Origin of the sequence: Empedobacter sp. UBA7248, from assembly GCF_002472945.1 — a bacterium.
Taxonomy (GTDB): domain Bacteria; phylum Bacteroidota; class Bacteroidia; order Flavobacteriales; family Weeksellaceae; genus Empedobacter; species Empedobacter falsenii_C.
This window is the reverse complement of record NZ_DKSU01000005.1, coordinates 259,843-283,445: the sequence shown is the minus strand read 5'-3', so window position 1 is coordinate 283,445 and position 23,603 is coordinate 259,843. Positions and strand designations below refer to the sequence as shown.

Annotated in this window: 30 protein-coding genes; 14 read left to right on the top strand and 16 right to left on the bottom strand. The window is 30.5% G+C overall.

The window, feature by feature from the left end:
- The first annotated feature begins 17 nt into the window (after positions 1 to 17).
- Entirely contained in the window at positions 18 to 716 is a 699-nt protein-coding gene (locus B4A23_RS03700) for a pseudouridine synthase (protein ID WP_291116973.1), read from the top strand.
- Between the two features lie 114 nt (positions 717 to 830).
- Positions 831 to 1,424, top strand: a complete 594-nt coding sequence (locus B4A23_RS03695; RefSeq protein ID WP_291116970.1) for a hypothetical protein — start codon at positions 831 to 833, stop codon at positions 1,422 to 1,424.
- A gap of 44 nt (positions 1,425 to 1,468) precedes the next feature.
- Here B4A23_RS03695 and B4A23_RS03690 read toward each other — a convergent pair whose 3' ends face one another.
- From B4A23_RS03690 to B4A23_RS03670, 5 genes are all read right to left on the bottom strand, one after another.
- The gene (locus B4A23_RS03690; protein ID WP_286485102.1) at positions 1,469 to 2,176 is read right to left on the bottom strand and encodes a ZIP family metal transporter; all 708 of its coding nucleotides are present in this window, start codon (positions 2,174 to 2,176) and stop codon (positions 1,469 to 1,471) included.
- The gene (locus B4A23_RS03685) at positions 2,173 to 2,901 is read right to left on the bottom strand and encodes a class I SAM-dependent methyltransferase (protein WP_291116967.1); all 729 of its coding nucleotides are present in this window, start codon (positions 2,899 to 2,901) and stop codon (positions 2,173 to 2,175) included. Before B4A23_RS03685 ends, B4A23_RS03690 begins: the two co-directional genes overlap by 4 nt.
- Positions 2,902 to 2,906: 5 nt before the next feature.
- A complete protein-coding gene (locus B4A23_RS03680; RefSeq protein ID WP_291116964.1) occupies positions 2,907 to 3,287 on the bottom strand; it encodes a Fur family transcriptional regulator in 381 nt (126 codons plus the stop codon).
- Positions 3,288 to 3,455: 168 nt separating this feature from the next.
- Positions 3,456 to 5,237: an aminopeptidase P family protein gene (locus tag B4A23_RS03675; protein ID WP_291116961.1), complete on the bottom strand. Its 1,782-nt coding sequence runs from the start codon at positions 5,235 to 5,237 to the stop codon at positions 3,456 to 3,458.
- Positions 5,238 to 5,335: 98 nt separating this feature from the next.
- Positions 5,336 to 5,809 (bottom strand): DUF4265 domain-containing protein, encoded by a 474-nt coding sequence (locus tag B4A23_RS03670; RefSeq protein WP_286485098.1) that lies wholly within the window; start codon positions 5,807 to 5,809, stop codon positions 5,336 to 5,338.
- A 98-nt stretch (positions 5,810 to 5,907) separates the two neighbouring features.
- Between B4A23_RS03670 and B4A23_RS03665 the strand changes: the two genes are divergently transcribed.
- The 4 genes from B4A23_RS03665 to rimO all read left to right on the top strand — a co-directional run bounded on the left by B4A23_RS03665 (position 5,908) and on the right by rimO (position 10,211).
- Positions 5,908 to 7,065 (top strand): THUMP domain-containing class I SAM-dependent RNA methyltransferase, encoded by a 1,158-nt coding sequence (locus B4A23_RS03665; protein ID WP_291117473.1) that lies wholly within the window; start codon positions 5,908 to 5,910, stop codon positions 7,063 to 7,065.
- A gap of 5 nt (positions 7,066 to 7,070) precedes the next feature.
- Entirely contained in the window at positions 7,071 to 7,505 is a 435-nt protein-coding gene (locus B4A23_RS03660) for a DUF2750 domain-containing protein (RefSeq protein ID WP_291116958.1), read from the top strand.
- Between the two features lie 6 nt (positions 7,506 to 7,511).
- Positions 7,512 to 8,549: a glycosyltransferase gene (locus B4A23_RS03655; protein WP_291116955.1), complete on the top strand. Its 1,038-nt coding sequence runs from the start codon at positions 7,512 to 7,514 to the stop codon at positions 8,547 to 8,549.
- 357 nt (positions 8,550 to 8,906) lie between these two features.
- Positions 8,907 to 10,211 (top strand): 30S ribosomal protein S12 methylthiotransferase RimO, encoded by a 1,305-nt coding sequence (rimO, locus tag B4A23_RS03650; RefSeq protein ID WP_280037970.1) that lies wholly within the window; start codon positions 8,907 to 8,909, stop codon positions 10,209 to 10,211.
- Positions 10,212 to 10,274: 63 nt separating this feature from the next.
- Here the strand turns inward: rimO and B4A23_RS03645 are convergent, their stop codons facing one another.
- The 5 genes from B4A23_RS03645 to B4A23_RS03625 all read right to left on the bottom strand — a co-directional run bounded on the left by B4A23_RS03645 (position 10,275) and on the right by B4A23_RS03625 (position 14,457).
- Complete coding sequence (locus B4A23_RS03645) at positions 10,275 to 10,625, bottom strand: hypothetical protein (RefSeq protein WP_286485093.1); 351 nt, start codon at positions 10,623 to 10,625, stop codon at positions 10,275 to 10,277.
- A 21-nt stretch (positions 10,626 to 10,646) separates the two neighbouring features.
- Positions 10,647 to 12,329 (bottom strand): RluA family pseudouridine synthase, encoded by a 1,683-nt coding sequence (locus B4A23_RS03640; protein ID WP_291116951.1) that lies wholly within the window; start codon positions 12,327 to 12,329, stop codon positions 10,647 to 10,649.
- 124 nt (positions 12,330 to 12,453) lie between these two features.
- On the bottom strand, positions 12,454 to 13,209 hold the full coding sequence (locus tag B4A23_RS03635) for a DUF4241 domain-containing protein (protein ID WP_291116948.1): 756 nt from the start codon (positions 13,207 to 13,209) through the stop codon (positions 12,454 to 12,456).
- Between the two features lie 80 nt (positions 13,210 to 13,289).
- Positions 13,290 to 13,889 (bottom strand): hypothetical protein, encoded by a 600-nt coding sequence (locus tag B4A23_RS03630; protein ID WP_286512845.1) that lies wholly within the window; start codon positions 13,887 to 13,889, stop codon positions 13,290 to 13,292.
- Positions 13,882 to 14,457 (bottom strand): Crp/Fnr family transcriptional regulator, encoded by a 576-nt coding sequence (locus B4A23_RS03625; RefSeq protein WP_038335750.1) that lies wholly within the window; start codon positions 14,455 to 14,457, stop codon positions 13,882 to 13,884. Before B4A23_RS03625 ends, B4A23_RS03630 begins: the two co-directional genes overlap by 8 nt.
- A 108-nt stretch (positions 14,458 to 14,565) precedes the next feature.
- Here B4A23_RS03625 and B4A23_RS03620 point away from each other — a divergent pair, with 108 nt between their 5' ends.
- The 3 genes from B4A23_RS03620 to B4A23_RS03610 all read left to right on the top strand — a co-directional run bounded on the left by B4A23_RS03620 (position 14,566) and on the right by B4A23_RS03610 (position 16,209).
- Positions 14,566 to 14,973, top strand: coding sequence for an RrF2 family transcriptional regulator (locus B4A23_RS03620; protein ID WP_291116945.1), 408 nt, complete (start codon positions 14,566 to 14,568; stop codon positions 14,971 to 14,973).
- A gap of 53 nt (positions 14,974 to 15,026) precedes the next feature.
- Positions 15,027 to 15,683: an NAD(P)-dependent oxidoreductase gene (locus B4A23_RS03615; protein ID WP_286485086.1), complete on the top strand. Its 657-nt coding sequence runs from the start codon at positions 15,027 to 15,029 to the stop codon at positions 15,681 to 15,683.
- A gap of 94 nt (positions 15,684 to 15,777) precedes the next feature.
- Positions 15,778 to 16,209, top strand: coding sequence for a hypothetical protein (locus B4A23_RS03610; protein ID WP_291116940.1), 432 nt, complete (start codon positions 15,778 to 15,780; stop codon positions 16,207 to 16,209).
- Positions 16,210 to 16,262: 53 nt separating this feature from the next.
- On the opposite strand, the gene B4A23_RS03605 is transcribed toward B4A23_RS03610, so the two are convergent.
- Complete coding sequence (locus tag B4A23_RS03605) at positions 16,263 to 16,658, bottom strand: hypothetical protein (protein WP_291116937.1); 396 nt, start codon at positions 16,656 to 16,658, stop codon at positions 16,263 to 16,265.
- 110 nt (positions 16,659 to 16,768) lie between these two features.
- Complete coding sequence (locus tag B4A23_RS03600) at positions 16,769 to 17,134, bottom strand: methylglyoxal synthase (RefSeq protein ID WP_019973715.1); 366 nt, start codon at positions 17,132 to 17,134, stop codon at positions 16,769 to 16,771.
- A gap of 99 nt (positions 17,135 to 17,233) precedes the next feature.
- Between B4A23_RS03600 and B4A23_RS03595 the strand changes: the two genes are divergently transcribed.
- Positions 17,234 to 18,283 carry a 2Fe-2S iron-sulfur cluster-binding protein gene (locus tag B4A23_RS03595; protein WP_280037963.1) on the top strand — a complete coding sequence of 350 codons (1,050 nt, stop codon included), beginning with the start codon at positions 17,234 to 17,236 and terminating at the stop codon, positions 18,281 to 18,283.
- Positions 18,284 to 18,350: 67 nt separating this feature from the next.
- On the opposite strand, the gene B4A23_RS03590 is transcribed toward B4A23_RS03595, so the two are convergent.
- Positions 18,351 to 19,673 carry a solute carrier family 23 protein gene (locus tag B4A23_RS03590; RefSeq protein ID WP_291116934.1) on the bottom strand — a complete coding sequence of 441 codons (1,323 nt, stop codon included), beginning with the start codon at positions 19,671 to 19,673 and terminating at the stop codon, positions 18,351 to 18,353.
- 148 nt (positions 19,674 to 19,821) lie between these two features.
- On the opposite strand from B4A23_RS03590, the gene B4A23_RS03585 reads away from it, so the two are divergent.
- Positions 19,822 to 20,043 (top strand): heavy-metal-associated domain-containing protein, encoded by a 222-nt coding sequence (locus B4A23_RS03585; RefSeq protein WP_038335762.1) that lies wholly within the window; start codon positions 19,822 to 19,824, stop codon positions 20,041 to 20,043.
- Positions 20,044 to 20,103: 60 nt separating this feature from the next.
- Here B4A23_RS03585 and B4A23_RS03580 read toward each other — a convergent pair whose 3' ends face one another.
- Positions 20,104 to 20,448, bottom strand: coding sequence for a hypothetical protein (locus B4A23_RS03580; protein ID WP_286473614.1), 345 nt, complete (start codon positions 20,446 to 20,448; stop codon positions 20,104 to 20,106).
- A gap of 3 nt (positions 20,449 to 20,451) precedes the next feature.
- Entirely contained in the window at positions 20,452 to 21,003 is a 552-nt protein-coding gene (locus tag B4A23_RS03575; protein ID WP_180906753.1) for a YfiT family bacillithiol transferase, read from the bottom strand.
- A gap of 175 nt (positions 21,004 to 21,178) precedes the next feature.
- Here B4A23_RS03575 and B4A23_RS03570 point away from each other — a divergent pair, with 175 nt between their 5' ends.
- The gene (locus B4A23_RS03570) at positions 21,179 to 21,661 is read left to right on the top strand and encodes a hypothetical protein (RefSeq protein WP_052217819.1); all 483 of its coding nucleotides are present in this window, start codon (positions 21,179 to 21,181) and stop codon (positions 21,659 to 21,661) included.
- Positions 21,662 to 21,684: 23 nt separating this feature from the next.
- Positions 21,685 to 22,131 (top strand): hypothetical protein, encoded by a 447-nt coding sequence (locus B4A23_RS03565; RefSeq protein WP_180906754.1) that lies wholly within the window; start codon positions 21,685 to 21,687, stop codon positions 22,129 to 22,131.
- Here B4A23_RS03565 and B4A23_RS03560 read toward each other — a convergent pair.
- Positions 22,128 to 22,577, bottom strand: coding sequence for a hypothetical protein (locus tag B4A23_RS03560; protein ID WP_180906755.1), 450 nt, complete (start codon positions 22,575 to 22,577; stop codon positions 22,128 to 22,130). The genes B4A23_RS03565 and B4A23_RS03560 overlap by 4 nt on opposite strands.
- Before the next feature lie 192 nt (positions 22,578 to 22,769).
- On the opposite strand from B4A23_RS03560, the gene B4A23_RS03555 reads away from it, so the two are divergent.
- Positions 22,770 to 23,519 carry a GLPGLI family protein gene (locus B4A23_RS03555; RefSeq protein WP_180906756.1) on the top strand — a complete coding sequence of 250 codons (750 nt, stop codon included), beginning with the start codon at positions 22,770 to 22,772 and terminating at the stop codon, positions 23,517 to 23,519.
- Positions 23,520 to 23,603: the final 84 nt, after the last annotated feature.

Here is a 23,603-nt window from a genome sequence, read left to right as displayed (position 1 = left end):
CTTTCTATTTTTGTCAAATGTTAGAAATTCTTTATCAAGACGAATATATTATTGCCATTAACAAACCGAGCGGATTGTTGGTTCACAAATCTTTTTATGCGCGTGATGCGTCTGTTTTTGCAGTTCAGGAATTACGCAATCAAATCGGTGGGCAACATGTTTATCCTATTCATCGTTTGGATCGTAAAACGTCAGGAGTTTTGCTCTTTGCTTTAGATAAAGAAAGTTTAAAAATTATGAATGATCGTTTTGCAACACGCGAAGTTGAGAAAAAATACTTGGCTATTTTGCGTGGTTGGGCTCCCGAAGAAATGACGATAGATTATGATTTGACGAATGACGCTGGTGTAAAGCAAAATGCAATTACCTATTTTCATCGTTTGCAAACTGCCGAAATTGATTTAGAGTATAACAATCATCTGACTTCGCGTTATTGTTTGGTAGAAGCAATTCCCGAAACTGGTCGTATGCATCAGTTACGCAAGCATTTTCGTCATATTTTTCATCCAATTTTGGGAAGTCGTCCGCACGGTTGTAATAAGCAAAATAAATTGTGGTTGGAGAATTTTGGATTGAAAGGAATGATGCTTCACGCTCATCAATTGGTATTTAATCATCCAATAACTAATGAACAACTCATTTTGAATGCTAAGGTAAATGAAGAATTTTCTAAAGTTGGAGATATTCTTGGTTTAGATTTAGAAAAATATAAATAATCTTAATTAATATTTCTCAATTTCTCATTTATATTAAATTTATAATTCAGAACGTTAAATAATTGAAATTGAGAATAATGTTTCATAAATTAGTAAAACCAAATATCCTTGCTTATGAAACATTATTTTTACTCATTTTTTACATTATTTCTTTTATTAAATTGTTCAGAAAATAAATCTGAAATTAAAAAGCTTACTCAACAAGAATTAACAGAAACAACAGAATTTAAAGAAGCTTCACCCGAAAAAAAACAATTATTTTCTGAACTTAAAGCTTTTCAGAAAGATTTACAAAGTAAACAAGTGCAAAAAATTCCAGATTATTTGGATTGTCCAAAACGTATCGAAGAATTAGATTTGAATACCAAAAATACTGCGATTAGGACAGATGTTGAAGCAAATTCGTTTCGATTATCGACAAATTTAGTCACAGATAATTTTGATTTGATTTATAATGAATTAGATTTGAATATTATAAATGAAGCAATAAAATCTATTCCAGAAACGGATTTATTGGCAAATGATAATGTTTCAACCAATGTAAAAATTGGTGAATGCGATTATCATACTTCAATTTTGATGAAAACCAAAGAAGTTGAATTTGATATTAAATCAGCAACACCAAATTCTGAATGCAAGAAAGATCAAAAATGGAAATTTGTTTCGAATGGAGAAATTTTAGTTTTAGATCATCGAAAAATGTTATAATAAACAAAAAAGAAGTTCAAAATTGAACTTCTTTTTTGTTATTTTTAATGTGAATGCACATGCATAGAAACCGTTAGATAAGCGAGAACAAATCCGACTAAAATAGAACCGAATTTTTTCAAATTAAATTTGTGTCCTTCATTACTTTCGAATAAAATTACGGTTGAAATATGTAAAAATATTCCCGAAACAATTGCGCTCATTTCCAAAGAATAATTAGAAATAATCGTATGTTTTCCTAAGAAATATCCCATTGGAGCAGCTAGAGCAAACAAAGTCATAAACAGAAAACGTTTTGCATTAGATTCTGTATGTTGACACAATGCGCTAAACAAAATCATCGAAACTGGAATATTATGTACAAAAATTGCCCACATAAAATTGTGAGATTCTGCATTTGCAACAGGAATTCCTTCGATAATCGAATGCAAAAATAATCCGCCAAAAATTCCGAAAGGAAATTGCTCTTTTTTGTGCAAATGAATATGTCCGTGCTCAACGCCTTTACTGATCGTTTCTAAAATATATTGCACAACAACACCTAATAAAACAAACAATCCGATTGAATGATGATTATGATTTTCAGATGGATGTCCATAAACTTGAGGCAAAATTTCTAAAACGGTCATCGCCAAGAAATACGCACCACTAAAGGTAAGTAGCAGTTTTGAGTTGTGTTTATTTTTGAGTAATATTCGAGAAAATAAAACTCCAATTAACACACTTGAAATTAAGATTAGACTTTCTTTCATTTGTTTAAAACTAAAATTAATCGGTCAGAAGTTTGTTCATCAAAAGCTTCAAGATTATAATTTCCAAATACTTTATCTAAAATAAAACCTTCTGTTTCGTATATTTTTTTGAAATCGTTGAAATAAATTAAACGAACAAACTCTTCAAAATGAAATGTTTCACCTTTATCTGTGAAATCAATTTCTTTTTTGATAAAACCATTTTCGACAGATTTTGTGATTTTGAATAAAATTCCATCTATCAGTTTTTCTTCATAAGGAATCATTGTCGAAACTACTTTTTCTGCATTCAAATAATCTAAAACAAAGATTCCATGCGATTTGATTTGTTGTTTTACAGCTTCAAAAACTTTAAAATTATCATCATAATTCTCAAAATAACCAAAACTTGTAAAAAGATTGAAAACTGCATCAAATTCGTTTGGATGATAGACTTCGCGCATATCATGTTTTTCAAATTTTAAATATTCATTTTCAAATTGTTTGGCGTATTTGATACTTTCTTCAGATAAATCGATTCCTAAAACATCAAAACCTAATTTATTTAATGTAATAGCGTGTCGTCCCTTTCCACAAGCCAAGTCTAACACTTTTGCGTGCTGCAGAAGTTGTAAATAATTCGTGATTTTTTGAATAAAATCTTCCGCTTCTGTAAGACTTCTGTTCTTGTATAAAATATGATAATATGGCGAGTTAAACCATTTTACAAACCATTGTAAATCCATTGTTGTTATTTTTGGCAATTTGGACAAGTTCCTGTAATGACGCAATTGCAATCTTGCATCGAAAACCCTTCGGGTAAATTAATTTTTATTTCTTCTTTCAAGCAAATAAGTTGATTGCAAGTCGTGCAACGAAAATGAAAATGATCGTGGTGATGCTGTGTATACTCACAACACGTCTTGCACATCGCAAAATAATTTACGCCATCATCTCCCACAACTTTATGCATCATTCCGTCTTCGCAAAAATTATTCAGAATACGATAAATCGTTGCTCTGTCCATTTTTCCTTGCAATTGCGTTTCAATTTGTTCCTGATTTAATGCAGTCGTACACGAATTGAACAAATCAATAACCGCTTGCTTGGTTGGTGTATTTCGTCTTTTCATTTCTTAATGCAAATATGTTGCAATAATACAAATTTTATGGGAAATAAAAAATCCTATTCGAAAGTGAATAGGATTTTTTTTGTAAGCAGAATTTATTTCAGCTTCTTATATTTTTATGTCTAATTCTGAAACAAGTTCAGAATGAATTTTTGTTGAAATTAAATTGATTTATTTAGAAATAGCCTCACATTTTTCTTTCAACCAAGTTGTTTCTTTTTCATCTAAGAATGGAGAAATTTTCTCGAAAACAAATTGATGATAATTATTCAACCACGTAATTTCTTCGTTTGTCATTAAATTAACATCAATCAAATTCTTCTCAATTGGGAAAACTGTAATAATCTCAAATTTCAAGAAATCACCAAATTGAGTAGACATAGCTGGTTGAACAATCATTAGATTCTCGATTCTGATTCCGTATTCACCATCGCGATACAAACCAGGTTCGTTAGAAAGCACCATTCCAGCTTTTAGTGGAGTTAAATTCTCTTCTAAACGAATACTTTGTGGCCCTTCGTGTACACATAAGAAATGACCAACTCCGTGTCCAGTTCCGTGCCCATAATTGAAACCGTTTTCCCAAAGCGTTTTACGCGACAAAACATCTAACAAAGAACCACGAGAATTAACAGGAAAAATAGCTTCCGATAAACCAATATTTCCTTTAAGAACTAAGGTATAATCTGTTTTTTGTTGCGCCGTTGGTTCTCCTAACATCAATGTGCGCGTAATATCTGTTGTTCCTTCCAAAAACTGAGCTCCAGAATCGATTAACAACATTTCTTTACGTCCTAATGTATAAGCAGATTCAGGCGAAGCAGAGTAGTGGTTCATTGCGCCGTGATCTGCGTATCCACAAATAGTCCCGAAACTTGCACCTTTACAATTTTCCTGTTGAGAACGGAAAAATTTCAATTGCTCATCAACTGTAACTTCATTAATATTATTGTCAATATTTTCTTCTAACCACATAAAAAATTTCGTCAAAGCAACGCCATCTTTTACCATTGCATTTCTGAAACCTTCTTGCTCGATTTCATTTTTAACAGATTTTAGATTTGTAACAGGAGAAGAAACTAAATTAATTGTTGAAGAAGTAGAAATTGCTTCGTATAACGATTGATTAATTCGATTTCCATCTATCAAAACATGCGATTTTTCGTTCTGATTTTTTAAATAATCATAAATCGCTAAATAAGGTTGAATTGTAATTCCTTCATTTGCTAAAGCAGTTTTTGTTTCTGGAGTTACTTTTGCTTCATCTATAAATAAATACGCATTTTCTGTATCTACAGCAGCATACGAAATGGTCAATGGATTATAGTTAACATCATTTCCACGAATGTTAAACAACCACGCGATTTCATCCAACGAATTCATAATGTAGACATTCGTATTCGCTTTTTTCATTTCATTACGTACTTCCGAAATTTTTTCTGAAGCAGATTTTCCAGCAAATTTTACATCATAAATATAGAATGGATTCTCTGGTAAAGCAGGACGATCTTGCCAAGCTAAATCAATTAAATCAATATTTTTAACTGAAAGTTGATTGAATGAAAACTCATTTAAATTTTCTGCAAAAGCATTGTGCGCAAACATCTGGGGATTAAGTCCTACAACTTCTCCTTCTTTTAATTGAGAAATAATCCATTCGTTGATAGAAGGTGTTTCTGGCATTCTCATTTTCATCAACTCAAAAGTCGTGTCTTTTAATTGATCTTCTGCCTGAATAAAATATCTCGAATCCGTCCAAACAGCCGCTTTTTCTAATGTAACAACTGCAGTTCCAGCCGAACCATTAAAACCAGAAATCCAAGTACGCTCTTTCCAACGATTTGGTAAATATTCGCTTCCATGAGGATCTGTTCCAGGAATAATTGTTGCGCTAACTCCATTTTGTTTCATGACCTCTCTCAAAGTTGAAAGGCGATCTGTGATTTTTTCCATTTTATATCGAATTCTAAAAAATTAAACTTTAATAGCCGAAAGGTACGAAGAATGTAGATGAAGGAAAATATAGAAATTAAAAAATATTATTAAGATTATTATCTGGTTTCATCACGGTGTTTTTCTGATAAAACAGGTTCTGCAAAAGCAATAAATTCATTTTCTTGTAATTCGGTTAATTTATCAAAAACAGATTTATAATCTATTTTTAAAGGAATTTCTAGAACAAAATATTTTTCATTTAGCGCTTCACTTTCGCAACCAAAATTTCTAAAAATATTTCTGATATTATCTCTATTAATTTCATCATTCATTATTATAACTTGAACTGTCGAATTTCCAGAAAATTCAATTACTTTTCTAAAGGTTAAACATTCTTCATCGTTATCATATTCAGCAAATACTATATCGTCACTTGAAAAACATGGACCATAGAACGGAATATTTTCAATTTTATATAATCCTTTTTCTTTGTCTATGGTTTCTGTCCAAAGTGTTTCAACTATTTCTTCTTCTAAAACCTTACTATAATATCGAACCAATATTTTTTCATATTTAGTTTCTTGATCCATGAAATATTTTTTGTTAAGATATAAATTAGTTTAGAATATCGAAAAACAATTATTCCTTTCTCAATTTCCTTTATTTCCCGTACTTTTGTAAAAATTTTATTTCCTTGGAAAATTTCAGAATGATTGCGAAAACCTTTTTTGGTTTCGAAGAAATATTAGCGCAAGAATTAAAAGCGTTGGGTGCGGCAGATGTTAAAATTCAAAACCGAATGGTTGAATTTAATGGTGATTTAGGTTTTATGTACAAAGCAAATTATAGCTTGCGTACGGCACTTCGTATACAGAAGCCAATTCTTTCGTTTTCTGCGAAAAATGATCATCAATTGTACGAGAAATTTAAGAAATTCCATTGGGAAAATTATCTGAATGTCGATCAAACTTTTATGATTGATCCAACTGTTCATTCAGATTATTTTACGCATTCACATTACGCAGCGCTTAAAGTGAAAGATGCTATTGTAGATCGATTCAAAGAAAAAAATGGTCGTCGTCCAAGCATTGATAAAGATTTTCCAGATGTACGTTTCAATTTACATATTTCGCACGATAAAATTACGTTATCGTTAGATTCTTCTGGAGAATCTTTACACAAACGTGGTTATCGTGAAGAAACTGGTCCAGCTCCAATTAACGAGGTTTTAGCAGCAGGTTTGTTGTTGCAAGCAGGTTATGATGGAAAAGGAAATTACCTTGATCCGATGTGTGGTTCGGGAACAATGTTGATTGAAGCAGCGATGATTGCGAATAATATTCCGCCGCAAATTCATCGTAAGCATTTTGCTTTTCAGAATTGGCCAGATTATGACGAAACATTGTTCACACAAATTCGTAATACGCGTCTAAATCGAATCAAAGAATCTGAATATAAAATTGTTGGATACGAAATTTCTCCAATGATGGTAAAAATTGCGCAGATGAATATAAAATCTGCTGATTTAGAAGATTTCATCGAAATTCGTCACCAAGATTTCTTTACATCTAAAAAGGAATTATTCCCAGTTTTATTGGTGTTCAATCCTCCTTATGATGAGCGTATTGAAAACAATAACCAAGAATTTTATAAACAAATTGGAGACACGTTAAAATCGAGTTATCCAAATACATTGGCGTGGTTTATCACATCAGATTTACAAGCCAAAAAATATGTCGGTTTACGTCCTTCGAAAAAGATAAAAGTGTTTAACGGTAAGTTAGAATGCGACTTTTTACAATACGAAATGTACGAAGGAAGTAAAAAAACTAAAAATCAAAATTAAGAGAAGTGAGTCAATTTATAAAAGAAATTTGTCAAGATCAAAAAGTATATCTTTTAACTTCTGAAGAAGGTTTTGCTATTTCGTATTCGGAAGAGTTTGAGTACGAAGATGGCTCTAATTTAGAAGTAATTTGCTTTTGGTCGAATACAGATTTAGCTGAAAAAGCGAAACAAAATCAATGGGCAAATCATAAAATTGATTCGATTGATTTGAATACTTTTTTAGAAGAATGGTTGTTCGGAATGATTGAAGAAGTTTCTTTGGTCGGAATTAATTTTGACGAAACTTCGAAAGGAGAGGAGCAAAGTCCATTGGATACTATTTTGGCAATTGTTCACGAATTGAAACAATCAAAATCAACTTTCAAATTGAATCATTTTAAGAATTTAGATGAAATTCAGAAAGTGACATTAGAGTTGAAAGAATCATTCAATCAATAATATATTTTGGGAAAAGAAGATTTGCAACTTTCGATAATTATTGCCGTTTACGAACGTCAAGATGAATTGACAGAATTATTGTCAAGTTTAGTGAAACAAACGGATAAGTTATTCGAAATTATTATTGTAGACGATGGTTCTCAAAATAAATTGGATACAGTTTGTGCTAAATTTGAAACTCAATTAGATCTTCATTATTATTACAAAACAAATTCAGGTCCAGGAAAATCGAGAAATTTTGGAATGGAAAAAGCAAGTGGGAATTATTTCATTTTCTTAGATTCTGATACGATTATTCCTTCGACTTATATTAAATCGGTTAAAAAAGAATTAACAACCAATTTTGTTGATGCCTTTGGTGGTCCAGATGATGCAGATGATTCGTTTACAGATTTGCAAAAAGCAATTACTTTTTCGATGACTTCATTTTTGACAACAGGAGGAATCAGAGGAGGAAAAAAGCAAATTGGTAAATTTCAGCCGCGAAGTTTTAATATGGGAATTTCTCGAAAAGCCTACGAAAAAACAGGTGGTTTTGCAGATTTACGCGTTGGAGAAGATCCAGATTTATCAATGCGTTTGTGGGAAAATGGTTTTGAAACGAGATTATTTCAAGATTCGAAAGTGATTCATAAACGTAGAACTTCGTTAAAGAAATTTGCGAAACAAGTCTATCAATTTGGAGTTGCGCGCCCAATTCTTAATCAACGTCATCCAAATTATATCAAACCAACTTTTTGGTTTCCGAGTTTATTTTTTGTCGGAACTTTAGTTGCATTTTTATTTTTATTGTTGAGTTTTATTCTTCCGAAACATCAATTTATCCTACAAATTCCATTTGTTTTGTGGTTAATTTATATGTTTTTGATTTTTATTTTCTCGACTATTCGTTTCAAATCTGCGGTTGTAGGTTTATTATCAATTCAAACAACTTTAATTCAATTTTTCAATTATGGTTATGGATTTTTAGAAAGTCAATTCAGGTTGAATATTCTCAAACAAAATCCTAAAAAGGCTTTTCCGAGTCATTATCATATCGATTAAATATAAAAAATAAAGGTCAAGATTTCTCTTGACCTTCTTAATTTCAAAGCATTGCTTTGACATCTAACTTAAAATACTAATAAACTCAAATTTAATATTATTTATCAAATTCTAAGGTGTTTTAATTACTTATATTTTGTAAATCAATTCGTTAAAATAGATTTATTGAACGAATTTTCAGTAGAACATCGTAAGAATTGATTAATTTTCTAAAATAGTTAGTTGTATAGAAATCTATTCTATTTAAGATTATTTAGGTTTAAAAATTTTTATTTTAGCTATTTATACTTGTTCCATTCAATCTTTTCGGTTAGTTCTCTCAAATATTTTGTAATTTTGCAAACTTAAATTAGAGTAATGCGTACAAAATCGACTGGAAAAAAGAAAATTAATGTAATTACGTTAGGATGTTCTAAAAATGTATACGATTCTGAGGTGTTAATGGGACAGCTGAAAGCCAATGGGAAAGAGGTTGTACATGAGCAATCTGGGGAAATTGTGGTGATTAATACTTGTGGTTTCATTGATAATGCAAAGGAAGAAAGTGTTGATACAATTTTAGATTACGTTCAACGTAAGGAAGATGGTTTGGTGGAAAAAGTTTTCGTGACAGGATGTTTGTCAGAGCGATACAAACCAGATTTAATTGAGCAAATTCCAAATGTTGACCAATATTTTGGTACGCGTGAGTTACCATTATTGTTAAAAGCTTTAGGAGCAGATTACAAGCATGAATTAGTTGGAGAACGTTTAACAACAACCCCTCGTCATTATGCTTATCTTAAAATTGCAGAAGGTTGTGATCGTCCTTGTTCTTTTTGTGCAATTCCTTTGATGCGTGGAGGAAATGTTTCTCGTCCAATCGAAGATCTAGTTACAGAAGCTACTAAATTAGCAAAAAATGGAACGAAAGAATTGATTTTGATTGCGCAAGATTTAACGTATTATGGATTAGATATTTATAAAAAACGTGAATTAGCGACTTTATTAAAAGAATTAGTTAAAATTGAAGGAATCGAATGGATTCGTTTGCATTACGCATTTCCGGCTGGTTTCCCAGAAGATGTTTTGGATGTAATTCGTGAAGAACCAAAAGTTTGTAATTATATCGATATTCCGTTACAACATATTTCGACGAAATTATTAAAATCTATGCGTCGTGGAACAACACACGAAAAAACGAATGCTTTGTTAGATGCAATGCGTACAAAAGTTCCTGATATGGCGATTCGTACAACGTTGATTTGCGGTTATCCTGGTGAAACGGAAGAAGATTTTCAAGAAATGAAAGCGTGGGTACAAGAGCAAAAATTTGATCGTTTGGGATGTTTTACTTATTCTCATGAAGAAAATACGCATGCCTATAATTTGGAAGATGATGTTCCTGAAGAAGTAAAACAACAACGTGTTGAAGAAATTATGGAAATTCAGTCTCAGATTTCGTACGATTTGAATCAAGAAAAAATTGGAAAACAATTTAGAGTAATGATTGATCGCAAAGAAGGTGAGAATTTTATTGGACGTACAGAATATGATTCGCCAGACGTTGATAACGAAGTTTTGATTTCAGCAATTGATACCTATTTACCAGTTGGTGATTTTGTAAATGTGGAGATTATTGAAGCTTACGAATTCGATTTAATTGGAAAAGTAATTGATTAATCAATTTTAGATAAATAAAAAACCACTTCTAATGAAGTGGTTTTTTTATGATTAATTTTTTCTCTAATTTTTCAATATTTCATCAAAAAAATCTTTCGAATCGTTATCAAACGTAGGTTTTTGTAACAATAATTGAGAAATCTTTACAATTTTATCAAAATCTTGTTGAGTAAAATATTCACCAAAATGCTCGTTGCAAAAATCACCTAAATTTCCTAAAACGATATTCACTTCCTCTTCGCTCAACTCACCTTTTTGTTTCCAACGTTCACGGAACAAACTTGCTGCTAAATAAGAAGAAATATCGATCAAATCATCAATCGAAATGTTAGATCCGTTTTTCAATTTTGCCATAATTAACGTATCCATATCGCGATAAATCACTTCTCGTATTGTCAAATCTTTATTTTCCATTCTTTGTATTCTTTCGCAAAATTAGAGATTAAAATTTGGTTCTACCTGAAATTTCATCAATTCTTTCGTTTTTGGATGTGTAAATTCTAAAGATTCTGCATGTAAATGTAAACGATTTGCTTTTTTTCCATATAAATCATCGCCAATAATCGGTGCATTTAGTCCCAAACGATGCGAAGCATGCATGCGCAATTGATGTGTACGACCAGTAATTGGGTAAAAATGGACAAGCGTTTTATTGTCTTTTCTTGTAATGACTTCATATTTTGTTTGCGCCGTTTTTCCATGTTCATAACAAACCATTTGTCGTGGTCTGTCGTCCAAATCGACACGCAAAGGCAAATCTATAAAACCGTTATCATGTTCGATATTTCCTTCTAAAAGGGCAATATAACGTTTATGAACTTTACGTTTAATGAATTGTTGTTGAAGAATTTTATGACTCTCTTTATTTAAAGCTAAAACAAGAATTCCAGAAGTTGACATATCCAAACGATGAACAATAATCGGACCTGTAGCCAAAGGAAATTGATGTTTAATTCTAAGGTAAACCGAATCTTTAATCTCAATTCCAGGAACCGAAAGAAACTCTTCTGGTTTATTGATAACAACCAAATCTTCATCTTGATATAAAATTTCTAACTCTTCAACGGTAGAATTTTGCTTCAATAATAAGTTTTCATTCAGTACAATTCCTTGCAACATATGTCCTAAAATAGGCTCACATTTTCCTGTACAAGCTGGATAAAATTGTCTATGTTTTCTAACTTCAGACTTAGGCGAATCTCCCCACCAAAACTCAGCCATACAAATTGGTTCTAAATCATTTTGAAACGCATATTGCAATAATTTGGGTGCAGCACATTCTCCTGCAGCAGCTGGAGGTTGTTGAAAAACAGTGTTCGAAAAAATCTCTAATAATCCTTTTTCTTGCTTAAACTTATTTAAGAATTGATATTGATTAAATAATTGATTTTGAAGTGAATTAGATTTTGTTTTTCGTTCTTCTTTTAAAGAATTGATTTTATTCTCAAAAACATTTATTTCGTTTAATAAAAGCTGTTTTTCAGCATCAAGTTTTTCACTCAAAACTCTGAATTCATATTTATCGCGTAAGCTTTGTTTTACTAAATCTTCTTCAAAAAATTTAATTTCTCCTTCAGATAAAGTTGATAAAATTGTTTCGCGTTGAGCTTTTCGATCTTTTTTATTTGATTTTAAAAGTTGTTTTCCTTCTTCAATTTTTAATTTAGAATTGATTTCAAATTGAATAAAACCTTCTTTAAGTTGTAGATAGTTTTGATTATTCTCTAATGATTCTAAAATACGATTGATTTCATTTAAACGTTCTTCTTGTTCTAAGAAAAAACCATTTTTATTCAACATATCAAAAACAGGTGGAACAAAAAGTTTGTGCTGATTAGTATTAGCCAATTTCCCCGAAACAGCTGCTAAATAACCAATTTTGTTCTCCTGATTTCGAACAACTAAAACTCCAAACATTTTACCAATTGGAGTAGAAAATACGTCATTTTCTAAACCAAAATTATGTTCAAAATCGATTTGATTTTCCAAGTATTCTTGTACCTCTTTACATGCTTGTTTTGCAATTTCAGTTGGTTCATAATAAAATGGATAATCAAACTTTTCGGGAAGTTCGTATGTTGTAATTGGTTTTTTAAAATATTGAAAATAACTGGACATTTGTTTCTTTAAAATCGATGCAAAGATACAGTTTAAGGTATAATTTTAGAAATTATAAAAATAGAAACAAAAAAAATCCCTCAATTTCTTGAAGGATCTAAATATTATTTGATCGAAAAATTAATTACAACCATTCGTCATCATCTTCTGAATCTTCTAATTCAGCATCGATGAATTGAATATAAAATGCAACAATTTCTCCTTTTTCATTATAACCAAAGTAAGCAGGGTAGATTCCTTCTCCAAAACCAGCTTGAAAAATTGGCGATTTGAATTCTGTATTTGGAATTGTCCAATTGATCCAATCTCCTTCTTCTGACTGATATTTTGGGTTATTTTTAGCGTTTTCTACGAATAATGCATTGAAATAATCATCGTATAAATTTACATCACCTTTGCTTTCGAATTCATCAATGAATTTTACAAAAGAATCTTTTGCTTCTGCATCAACAATTGTTGCTAAACCACTTTCGATAGAAAAACCAAAATATTCTCCTTCTTGTAATTCGTCAATCAACTCAATTCCTTTCATTGCTTCTTCATAACGAACAGGTTTTTCGTTTGTAAAAGCAACTTTGATACAACCAATCAAATTCTCAACGTCACCATCGTCTTCAAATTTTACGATGCTTGCAGTTACAGGAAAATTACCTTTTGGCGTTTCAAGGAAATAAGGATCTTTATCCATTGATAAATACTCTCCCAAAGGATCATTTACAAATATTTTACCTGATGGTAAAGAAACTTCTCCCATTTCGATTTGGTCGATTTCTACACCTCCAATTTCTTTATCTTTAAAATATTTTTCTAAATCATTAGGAGCTAAAGTGAATTCTCTTTTAGATTCCCAAGTTTTTAACCATTCTGCTGTTGGTTGCATAAATTATTGTTTTTAAGTGGTACAAAATTACATTAAATAATGAGAGTAACTCAACTTTTATATGTTAGTGAAAAATTAAATTATCTTAATTTTTTTCTCAATTCGTTCTTATCAATATCATATTCTAAATGCATGATCGAAATTAAATCATCTTCAGAAAGTAAATTGTTTTTGTAATATTGAATTAAAAATGATTCGATTTTAGAAAATTCATTTAACGATTTTTGTAAAAAATAAGCCTCAATAAATTGATTGTCTTTTGTTTTTAATGTAATCAAATTACTAATTCCGTGCGAACCTTCTGGATTTTCGAATTCTCCAAATTCCTTTACAGCTTTTCCTTTGTAATCTTCATTATCAATGACAATAGAAAACAAATCGTTGATTGAAAAAGTTTGATCCTTTACAGAAATTGTATCTTTTGTAAATGTCAATTTTCCATCAAAATTACCTTTCAATTCTGCCGAAGGTCGCTTAAAATAACCATTCCAATAAGCAACAGCTGTTGCTAAAAGCCCAATAAAAATGTAATAATAAGTTTGATTTTTGAACACTTTCAGTTCCAAAAACACAAAACTAATTACAGTAACCGCTAGAAATGATAAGATTACTTTTGCAATCTGTTTATTATTTTTTTTAGGTTTTTCTGGTACAAAAATTTCAAAACTATAACTATCCATGTGCTATTTCTTTACGAACTCTACTTAAACTTTCGGGTGTGATGCCTAAATATGAGGCAATCATCCATTGTGGTATGCGAGAGAGTTGGTTGGGATAAAGACGCATAAATTCTAAATAACGAGTCTTTGCAGATGCACCAAGTAACAAATTAATACGATCTTGTAAACTACGTACATGATTTTGAATTAATTTATTTTGAGCAGCTAAATAATTTGGATTTAATCGAGTGATTAAATCGTTCAATTTTTCATTCAATAAAATAACGGTAGAATCTTCTATTGCTTGAATATAAAATTTTGATTGTTGCTTACAAAAAGCACTATTTCTATCGCTTACAATCCAATTTTCTGTACCAAATTGTAAAACATGTTCTTTTCCGTTTTCATCTATTGTATAAGAACGAATAACGCCAGATTCTACAAAAAAATAATCTTCAGAATATTCGCCAGGTTCTAAAATAAATTCATTCTTTTTGATGTGTTTTACCACCAAAAATTTTTCAATTTCTGCCCATTGTTCTTCTGTGAGATCAATAATATTTGATAAATGTTTTTTATAATTTTCCATATGTATAGGAGTATGCAACAAATTTAAGAGAAATTAATTAATAAAATTGTATCAATATTTGTTACAATTAAAAATTTTGTACTAAATTTGTCTCATCGATTTAAAGAAATGAATAATTTAAGATTTGCAACGGCGATTCATATTTTAGTTTTGACTGAAAAATTTAAAGGACAATTAATTACTTCTGATTTTATTGCTGGAAGTATTAATGTTAATCCTGTTGTGGTTCGTCGTGAGATTAAATTCTTGAAAGAAGCAGGTTTCATCGATTCGAAAAAAGGTAAAGAAGGAGGAATTTATTTAGTTAAAGATTCTACTGATATTTTGTTAGGCGATGTCTATAAAATTGTCAATCAAGAAAATGTTTTTGGACGAATGAATCATACCAATCCTGAATGTCCAGTTGGTAAACAAATGAATGATAATCTTGAAAAATTATTTGATCATGCTGAATCAGAGTTGATTAAATCGTTAAATCATAAAACTTTAAAACAATTTTCTGATGAATTTCAGTAAATTTTTTTATCTTTAAATGTAACAAAATTAATTACAATATAAAATTAAATAAAATGAGAGTAGCAGTAATTGGAGCAACAGGTTTTGTAGGCTCACATATCGTAGAAGAATTGGTAAATAGAAATCAATCTATCAAAGCATTTGCTAGAAATACAGACAAGGTTTTAGATAGTAAAAATGTAGCAAAAGTGGCGTTAGATGTAAACGATGTGCAAGCTTTGGCGACAGATTTGAAAGGTGCTGATGTGGTTGTAAGTGCTTTTAATGCTGGTTGGACGAATCCAAATATTTATGAAGATTATTTGAAAGGCGCAAAAGCTATTGAAGAAGCAACTAAATTAGCAGGCGTAAAACGTTTGATTGTTATTGGTGGAGCGGGAAGTTTGTATGTGAATGATCAAAAAGAATTACAAATTGTAGACGCGCCAGATTTTCCTGAACAAATAAAGCAAGGCGCTTTGGCAGCGAGAGATTATTATAATATCTTGAAACAAGATAATGAGTTGGATTGGACAATGTTTTCTCCAGCGCCAGAAATGCATCAAGGAACTTCTGGAGAGCGAAAAGGAACATATCGTTTAGGAAATGATGTACCAGTTTTCAATGCAGAAGGACGTAGTATTTTGTCTGTGGAAGATGTTGCAGTGGTGATTGCAGATGAAATAGAAAATGCAAATCATATAAAAAGCAGATTTACAGCAGCTTATTAAGATGTTTGAATAAATTTATAATAAAATTATTTTTATAGGACAATTTTTTGTTTTTGGTACGGTTTGTGAAAAACAGATAGCAAATACAAGAATAATGAAATTGTCAATCGCAATAGGATGTTTAATCCTAAGTTTAGGATTTGTTCTAATATGCTCTTTTCTAAATCTTGGTGTATTTTTTAATCAACTGCTTGGAGTAGTTTTTCTGTTCTGTAGTTTGTTTACGGGATATTTAGGTTTTGTAAATTTATTTGATTACCTAAATCATTCAAGATTATTAAATAAAGGAGTAAAAGTAAAAGCACATATTATTGAAATAAAAAGAGGTTTATTAGGAGAAAATCATTTGCCAGACTATATAGTTGAAGTTTTTTATAAACATCCAAATACTGAAAAAATTTATTATACAGAATTTGAATATTTTGGAGATGTTAACGCAAATGAGATTTTAAAAAAAGGAAAAGATGTAGACATCTTAATCGATCCTCAAAATCCAGAAAATATTTATTATAAAAATGTAATTTAAAAAGGCTGTCCTAACAAATAAGACAGCCTTTATTATTTTTATTAGGATAAAAACTATTGTTTGATATACGTTTTATTTCCGTTGTCGTTGATATAGTATTTTCCACCTTTTGGCCCTACAAAAACTTTGTGTCCATTGTAAGTCCCCGCAGTTGTTGTTTTAGCTACAGTTGTTTTTGTTTCTTTTTTTGGAGTAGTCGTTTTCTCCACTTTTTTCTCTGAAGCTACTTTTTTGTCTGTTGAACCTTTAGGGGTAACTTCAGTTTTCTTAGTTGTAGTCGCTTTTACATCCTTTTTTGCTTCTGTTGTTTTTTTATCAGTTGTAGCCTTTGTTTTTGCTGTTTCTGTTTTATCAGTTTTAGCTGGAGTTTTAGTTTGAGCAAATGCTACAGTAGATCCAGTAAATGCAAATAAGCTAAGCGCGATAGCTGTTTTTTTAATTAAATTCATAGTGATTTTGTTTTGAATTGTTATTTATATTCAGTTAAAATTTCTATTCAATATTAAACAAATTATCATCCAAAACAATCAGAATAAACTTAAGATTAGCTTAAGAAAAATTATTTCAAATGATCTAATAACATTTCTGCTGTAGCTGGGTTTGTAGCTAATGGAATATTGTGTACATCGCACAGTCTCAATAACATATTCACATCTGGTTCGTGCGGATGTTTTCCCATCGGATCTCTAAAAAAGAAAACCATATCTGTTTTTCCTTCTACAACTCGAGCGGCAATTTGCGCGTCACCACCAAGAGGACCAGATAGATAGCGCGTGACTTTTAGTCCAGTTTGCTCCGCATACTTTCCTGTCGTTCCTGTAGCGATAAATGTGATATTATTTTTATTTAAAGCTTCTTTATGTTTCATTAAAAAATTGACCATTTCAGCTTTTTTCCCATCATGAGCAATCAATGCTATTTCCATATATTTTTTCTATTTAATCTAAAATCTTACTTTTGTACAAAGTTAGCAGAACAATCTTAAATAACGAGTTGTTTTAAGAATTATAAATAGTATACGACTATGAAATTTAATTTATTAACAGTAAAAGAAATTGTAAAATTAACGGCTGATGCTGTTCAAATTTCGTTTGATGTTCCTGAGGAATTACACGAAGAATACAATTTTTTACCTGGACAATATATCACTCTTAATATTAATGGAGAACGAAGAGATTACTCTTTGTGTGAATCTCCTAATGATAAAAAATGGAGCATTGGTGTTAAATCTCAACCAAATGGAAAGATTTCTTCTTATTTAGCAAATGAGTTAAAAGTTGGTGATCAATTGGAAGTTTCTACGCCAAGTGGACGTTTTACAATTCCAACAAAACCAAATGAAAAACGTACATTATTAGCTTTTACAGCTGGTAGTGGAATTACTCCAATTATGAGTATGTTAGAGTTTACGTTGCAAACAGAGGAGTGGGTAAACTTTCATATTTTTTATGTGAATAGAGATGAAAACTCAATCATGTTCAAAGAGCGTTTGACAGAATTAAAACAAAAATATCCAAACAATGTTTTTATTCATCATTTTTATACGCGTCAAGATCAGGAGAATTTCATTTACAATGGACGAATTGATGAGAAGAAATTTGATTTAATCTTGAATCAAATTATTGATATCAACGAAGTCGATGAAGCAATGGTTTGTGGACCAGAACAAATGATTTTGACTTTAGCTAAGAAAATCAACGAAGCTGGAATTATCGAGAAACATATTCATTTCGAAATGTTTAATCCTTCAGTGAAAACAGAAGATATTTTTACAAAACATGATGAAGGGCCTCAAACGGTTCAAGTTACTGTAACGCTTGATGGAGAAACTTCTGAAGTGACGTGGGATAGAGGAAAAAATTTGATTGATACGATGTTAGATGCTGGTATTGACGCACCATATTCATGCAAAGGAGGTGTTTGTTCGTCTTGTATGTGTAAGATAACGGAAGGTGAAGTGCATATTGGAGACAACTATGTCTTAACGGATTCTGATTACGAAGAAGGAATGACCTTAGCGTGTATTTCTCGCCCAAAAACAGCTACTTTAGCAATTGATTTTGACGAAGTTTAAGAACAAAAAATATTTAATAAAAAAGACGGAAATTATAAGTTTCCGTCTTTTTTATTTTTATGATAATCTAATTTTCTTCATCAAACATTTCCTTAAACGAGACAAATTCTCTTCCCGGAAGAATTAAATTTAGAGCAACTCCAATTATAGAAGCCAAAGCCATTCCTTCTAAAGAAAATAAATCTCCAATGTGAATTGCAGCACCACCAATTCCTATAATTAGGATAACAGATGAAATGATTAGGTTTCGTTTTATCTTAAAATCAACTTTATTTTCGATTAGCATTCTCAAACCGCTCGAAGCAATAATTCCAAATAATAAAATTGAAACGCCACCCATAACTGGTGTTGGAATTGTACTTAATAAAGCTGAAACTTTACCACAAAATCCAAATAAAATAGCAAAACATGCTGCTCCAATAAATACATAAATACTAAAAGCTCTTGTAATAGCTAAAACACCAATATTCTCGCCATACGTTGTGTTTGGAGGCCCACCTAAACAAGCTGCAATCATTGTTGCAATTCCATCTCCTAACATAGATCGGTCTAAACCTGGATCTTCAATTAAATCTTTGTTCACGACTTTACTCAAAACTAATTGATGTCCGATATGTTCAGCGATTGGCACAATTGCAACTGGAATCATTAAGAAAATAACATACCAAGATAATGTAGGCGTATAATCTACAAAAGGAACCGTAAAATCTGGAATCATCAACCATTTTGCTTCTATAACAGGATTTAAATCAACAACACCCATTGTAATTGCAAAAATATATCCTCCAATAATTCCGACTAAAACTGGAATTACACTCAAAAAACCTTTACTGAAAATCGCTGTAATTATCGTGATAATTAAGGTAAAAAAACCAATTGTAACATAGGTTAAATCATATTCGCCTGAAGGATTATTTGTCACCATTTTGATTGCTGTAGAAGCTAATCCCAGACCAATTACCATAATTACTGGACCAACAACAATAGGAGGTAAAAGTTTCATTAACCATTTTGTTCCTGCTGTTGCGATAAATAGTGCGACCAATGAATAGGTAACACCTACCAAAAAACTACCTACCAAGAAACTTCCTGTCGCAATTCCACTTTCTGGGTTTGCTTCTAAAGCTTTCATTGCGATAATTGGATTGATAAAAGCAAATGAAGAACCAAGGTAAGAAGGGACTTTTCCTCGCGTAATTAAGATGAAAACTAAAGTTCCGATTCCGCTCGAAATTAATGCAATTGCTGGTGACATTCCTGTCAAAGCAGGAACTAAAACTGTTGCGCCAAACATCGCAAAAAGATGTTGTATACTTAATAATATACCTTGTCCTAACTTCGGTTTTTCGTCGATAGCTAAGACAATATTTTGGTCATTTTGTTGACTCATTTGTAAAGAAATTGAAATTGTTTTGTTTGAATGCAAAAGTAGCTCAAAACGATTAATAAGTACAGAAATCATATAACTATTTAGCGAAATTTTGTAAACGATTTTGTGCCAATTCTAGCGAAATTTGTAAAACAAAAAACAATGAATTATGGAAACAAAAGAATTAAAATTCAAAACAAATATAAATTGTAGTGGTTGCGTGAGCAAAGTGAAGCCTTTTTTGGATAAGTTAGATGGTTTAGAAGCTTGGGAAGTTGATACTGATAATCCTGATAAAGTTTTGTCTGTAAAAATTAATCAAGCAACAGACGAAGAAATTATTGATACAATTGAGGAAGTTGGTTTTTCAGCTGAATTAATTGAAGAATAGATATTTTTTTAGGTAGAATGACTTATTTTTTGTGATAATTTAAGTCAATATAATCTCAAGTTAATCTTGAATTGACTTGAGATTTTTTATTTTATTTTTTCGAAATTGTAGAAAGAAAAGCACGCCCATAACAAGTTGAAGAATAAATAATAAAATAATCCACGTATTCATTTTTGCTGCAAAATCTGATAATTGGTTGTACATTATATCATATTTATCTATTGAAGTTTCTGCTATATTTTTCACAAACTGTATATCATTCGATTTTTCAATCAGCATAATTTGTTCACCTTTATAACCTTCATTTTTATTCGGAACAAGTTCAATTTGATTAGCGCTTACAAAAAACAGAAAAACACTAATGATTGTAGATAAAAATAATAGAAAATAATTGATGTATTTCATGGGTTATAAAATATTTTGTAAAGATACATTAACTTTTTTAGCTTGCTGTATGTGCGCCAAATGATGATTGCAATGCCAAGCATAAATCGCAAGATTTGTTTTTAAATCAATCAATTGATTTGTTTCTGGATGACGAAATTTTTTCTCCCAATCGCTTTCAACAAACGAATTTAACAAAACAACCCAACGTTGATGCAGCGCAAATAGCAAATTGACTGAAATGTTGACGTCAAGATTTTTAGAATCTTCTAATTCAGCCCAAATATTTTCCTCGTAAGGTTTTATTGTCGGAACATCTTCGGTTAAAGCCAGTTTAAAACGAATAAAACTATTCATATGGCTATCTGCACAATGATGCACAACTTGTCTAATTGTCCAGCCTTCTGGACGATATTGTTGTTCTAATTCAGCTTCTGAAAGAGAGGTAATTTCATTCTGAATTTTTTGTGGAAATTCACGAATTGTTGAAATCCATTGTTCAATAGATTCTTTATTAAATGATGCTGGAATTTCAAATTTACCGATCGGATATTTTAAATTTTCTAGTGTTTTCATATTGTTCTTAAATTTAATAAATTTTACAACTTTACTGATAAAAATTATTCTATTTTGTTAGAACGAGTCACTAACTTTGCAACTTCAAAAAATAATTGTGCAAACCAAACGCATCATAAAATTTGTAACCATACTGATTATTTTTGTAATTCAGTTTTTGTTTCTATTTGCGATAATGAACGAGCGAATAGAACATTATGTTGTGCCATATATTATTGTTGCGATTTGTGCTTTATTGCTAATTGTTTACCGCAAATTTCCGTTACATCATCACGAATATTCATTTGATCGAAAAACATTAGTTTTATGGATTCCTATAGCGGCAATTATAACGTATTTAATCAATAATCAACTTGGTTTAGGAGGCGTTTTTTCTGCTGGAATTATCGGAACTTTAGGTTCATTTTTAACGAAGTTTAATCCTCGTTCAGAATATCTAAAACAAATTGCAGGACCTATATATTGTGGTGCTTTCATTGGAATGACTTCGCTTGATTTTCAGTATGTTTATTGGATGATTATTACGGCTGGAGTTTTTACAGCCTTGTTATTTTTTGCTACAAAATCTTTATTTGTTGGTGTAGGAGGAAAGCTGGGAACGTTAGCATTTATCGGAGTTTTATTGAGTATGTTGTTGTTTAAATTAATTATTGGCTAATGATTACTGAATTTTTAATATTAATGATGTGTTCAATAATAGCTTCATTAACAACGTACGAATTAAATATTCGTTTCAAACAAGGTCCAGTTCGTGCTTCTGCAATGATTGCGATGATTGTTGGCGGATTTTTTTATTTCTTTCCGACAATTTTACCTGAGTTTTATACCAAAAATATTCCGTTGTATGTAATCGGTGGAACTTTCATTGGAATGGTATCATCAACCATAAGTATCAGTTATTTTTCGTTGGTTTTTTCTCCAATTTTATTTGCAGTTTTATTGCATTATACAAGCAAAGTTTTCAATGGTTATGGAGGTGCGTTAGGTACAACTGCTTGCATCTCATTGATGTGTACAATGGCATTCCCAATTATTACAAAAAATAAAAAGGTGACCTATGGTTATCGTCTAATTCGAATTATTTTCAAGAAAAGAAAACGTAATAGAATTATTAAACGTAAAGTTTAATCAAAGCAATTGAAAACTATCTCTCCCAATGTTTTACTTTTCCAATAATTAATTTGTTTTATTTCTGATTCTCCTAATAATTCTAAATCAGAAACTTCTACTTTTTTGTTTAATTCTTTTGGATTTAGAAGGATCAAACTTGAATTTACTTCGGCTTTTAATTGTGAAATTAATTCAACAGGAAAGTCAATAAATTTCAAATCGAAACATCTATTTTTTTCAACACAAGCAAAAATTAAATAAGTAGAATTTACAATCAAATAAAAATCTTGTTTTGTCTTTTGATAATTAATTTTAATTTGATAAAAGTTAGATGAATCATTCACTTTCAGAACAACTTCTGTCTTGGTAAATGGATATTTGATTCCTTTCAGAATTTTCTCTAAATCTTCTATTGTGTAATTAGGAGTGGTGTCAAAACCTGTAATTCCTTTTTGTAATTTCATAAATTTTGGTCGTCAATATATTTTAAATGTAATATTTATTCCTTCAATTTATATAATTCTCAACTTTAGGAAATTGTTAAATTTTCTAATTATATTTTATGAATATGATATGATTTATTGTGTCATATTTAACAAATTCATCTCATTTGATTCTTTACTTTTGAAACTAACAAAACCATAAATTATTATAACATGAAAAAACTTATATTTTCGGTATGTTTTACTACTATTTCTTGTATTGCTTCGTTTGCACAAGCTAAAAAGGAGAACATAAAAGTGATCTATAACACAGATTTTATTTTAGATTTCGATAAAGTCAAAAGTAGTATTCCTGCTGCGTATCATGCGAGTTTCAAAAGTGAAATAGATCGCGGAATTTCGGTGAAATTTGTATTGGAAAGTAATGGAAAAATGTCTTCTTTCAAACCTGAAATTAAAATTGATAACAATCAATCCAATGATAATTCTATTGCGCAGATGATTATTGCTGCAGAAGCAAATCCACAATATAAAGATTATGAAAAAAATGAATTTTATAATGTGAAAGATTTTGGTGTGAAAACCTTTTTGATTAAGGATAAAATCTTTGATTATCAATGGAAAATAACAAAAGAAAAAACAGAAATAGCAGGTTATAATGCAACAAAAGCAATTGGAATAGACGAGGATGGAAAAGAGGTGATTGCATGGTATACAACGAGTTTGCCTTATAGAGATGGTCCTTATCGTTATGCTAATTTACCAGGTTTGATTGTGAAAGCAGAAATGTCAACAGATGAATTCAAGGCTGTTTTTACGATGAAAGAAATCGAAATTTTAGATAAAGATGTTGTGATTACTTTGCCAACAAAGGGAAAAGTTGTGACAGACAAAGAATTTATGGCGGAAATGAAAGCAATGAATGAACGTCATAAGCAAGTAAATCAAGGAGTTGATAAATAACAATAGAAGAGTTGCAGAAATGTGGCTCTTTTTTTGAATAAATATTATTGATTTAATCAATCAATTAAACGAATAATCATTTTA

Excerpts from the sequence above, each read along its gene's own strand:
- B4A23_RS03700 (WP_291116973.1), top strand. The coding sequence starts at position 18 with ATGTTAGAAATTCTTTATCAAGACGAATATATTATTGCCATTAACAAA.
- B4A23_RS03695 (WP_291116970.1), top strand. The coding sequence starts at position 831 with ATGAAACATTATTTTTACTCATTTTTTACATTATTTCTTTTATTAAAT.
- B4A23_RS03690 (WP_286485102.1), bottom strand. The coding sequence starts at position 2,176 with ATGAAAGAAAGTCTAATCTTAATTTCAAGTGTGTTAATTGGAGTTTTA.
- B4A23_RS03685 (WP_291116967.1), bottom strand. The coding sequence starts at position 2,901 with ATGGATTTACAATGGTTTGTAAAATGGTTTAACTCGCCATATTATCAT.
- B4A23_RS03680 (WP_291116964.1), bottom strand. The coding sequence starts at position 3,287 with ATGAAAAGACGAAATACACCAACCAAGCAAGCGGTTATTGATTTGTTC.
- B4A23_RS03675 (WP_291116961.1), bottom strand. The coding sequence starts at position 5,237 with ATGGAAAAAATCACAGATCGCCTTTCAACTTTGAGAGAGGTCATGAAA.
- B4A23_RS03670 (WP_286485098.1), bottom strand. The coding sequence starts at position 5,809 with ATGGATCAAGAAACTAAATATGAAAAAATATTGGTTCGATATTATAGT.
- rimO (WP_280037970.1), top strand. The coding sequence starts at position 8,907 with ATGCGTACAAAATCGACTGGAAAAAAGAAAATTAATGTAATTACGTTA.
- B4A23_RS03645 (WP_286485093.1), bottom strand. The coding sequence starts at position 10,625 with ATGGAAAATAAAGATTTGACAATACGAGAAGTGATTTATCGCGATATG.
- B4A23_RS03640 (WP_291116951.1), bottom strand. The coding sequence starts at position 12,329 with ATGTCCAGTTATTTTCAATATTTTAAAAAACCAATTACAACATACGAA.
- B4A23_RS03635 (WP_291116948.1), bottom strand. The coding sequence starts at position 13,209 with ATGCAACCAACAGCAGAATGGTTAAAAACTTGGGAATCTAAAAGAGAA.
- B4A23_RS03630 (WP_286512845.1), bottom strand. The coding sequence starts at position 13,889 with ATGGATAGTTATAGTTTTGAAATTTTTGTACCAGAAAAACCTAAAAAA.
- B4A23_RS03625 (WP_038335750.1), bottom strand. The coding sequence starts at position 14,457 with ATGGAAAATTATAAAAAACATTTATCAAATATTATTGATCTCACAGAA.
- B4A23_RS03620 (WP_291116945.1), top strand. The coding sequence starts at position 14,566 with ATGAATAATTTAAGATTTGCAACGGCGATTCATATTTTAGTTTTGACT.
- B4A23_RS03615 (WP_286485086.1), top strand. The coding sequence starts at position 15,027 with ATGAGAGTAGCAGTAATTGGAGCAACAGGTTTTGTAGGCTCACATATC.
- B4A23_RS03610 (WP_291116940.1), top strand. The coding sequence starts at position 15,778 with ATGAAATTGTCAATCGCAATAGGATGTTTAATCCTAAGTTTAGGATTT.
- B4A23_RS03605 (WP_291116937.1), bottom strand. The coding sequence starts at position 16,658 with ATGAATTTAATTAAAAAAACAGCTATCGCGCTTAGCTTATTTGCATTT.
- B4A23_RS03600 (WP_019973715.1), bottom strand. The coding sequence starts at position 17,134 with ATGGAAATAGCATTGATTGCTCATGATGGGAAAAAAGCTGAAATGGTC.
- B4A23_RS03595 (WP_280037963.1), top strand. The coding sequence starts at position 17,234 with ATGAAATTTAATTTATTAACAGTAAAAGAAATTGTAAAATTAACGGCT.
- B4A23_RS03590 (WP_291116934.1), bottom strand. The coding sequence starts at position 19,673 with ATGAGTCAACAAAATGACCAAAATATTGTCTTAGCTATCGACGAAAAA.
- B4A23_RS03585 (WP_038335762.1), top strand. The coding sequence starts at position 19,822 with ATGGAAACAAAAGAATTAAAATTCAAAACAAATATAAATTGTAGTGGT.
- B4A23_RS03580 (WP_286473614.1), bottom strand. The coding sequence starts at position 20,448 with ATGAAATACATCAATTATTTTCTATTATTTTTATCTACAATCATTAGT.
- B4A23_RS03575 (WP_180906753.1), bottom strand. The coding sequence starts at position 21,003 with ATGAAAACACTAGAAAATTTAAAATATCCGATCGGTAAATTTGAAATT.
- B4A23_RS03570 (WP_052217819.1), top strand. The coding sequence starts at position 21,179 with ATGAACGAGCGAATAGAACATTATGTTGTGCCATATATTATTGTTGCG.
- B4A23_RS03565 (WP_180906754.1), top strand. The coding sequence starts at position 21,685 with ATGATGTGTTCAATAATAGCTTCATTAACAACGTACGAATTAAATATT.
- B4A23_RS03560 (WP_180906755.1), bottom strand. The coding sequence starts at position 22,577 with ATGAAATTACAAAAAGGAATTACAGGTTTTGACACCACTCCTAATTAC.
- B4A23_RS03555 (WP_180906756.1), top strand. The coding sequence starts at position 22,770 with ATGAAAAAACTTATATTTTCGGTATGTTTTACTACTATTTCTTGTATT.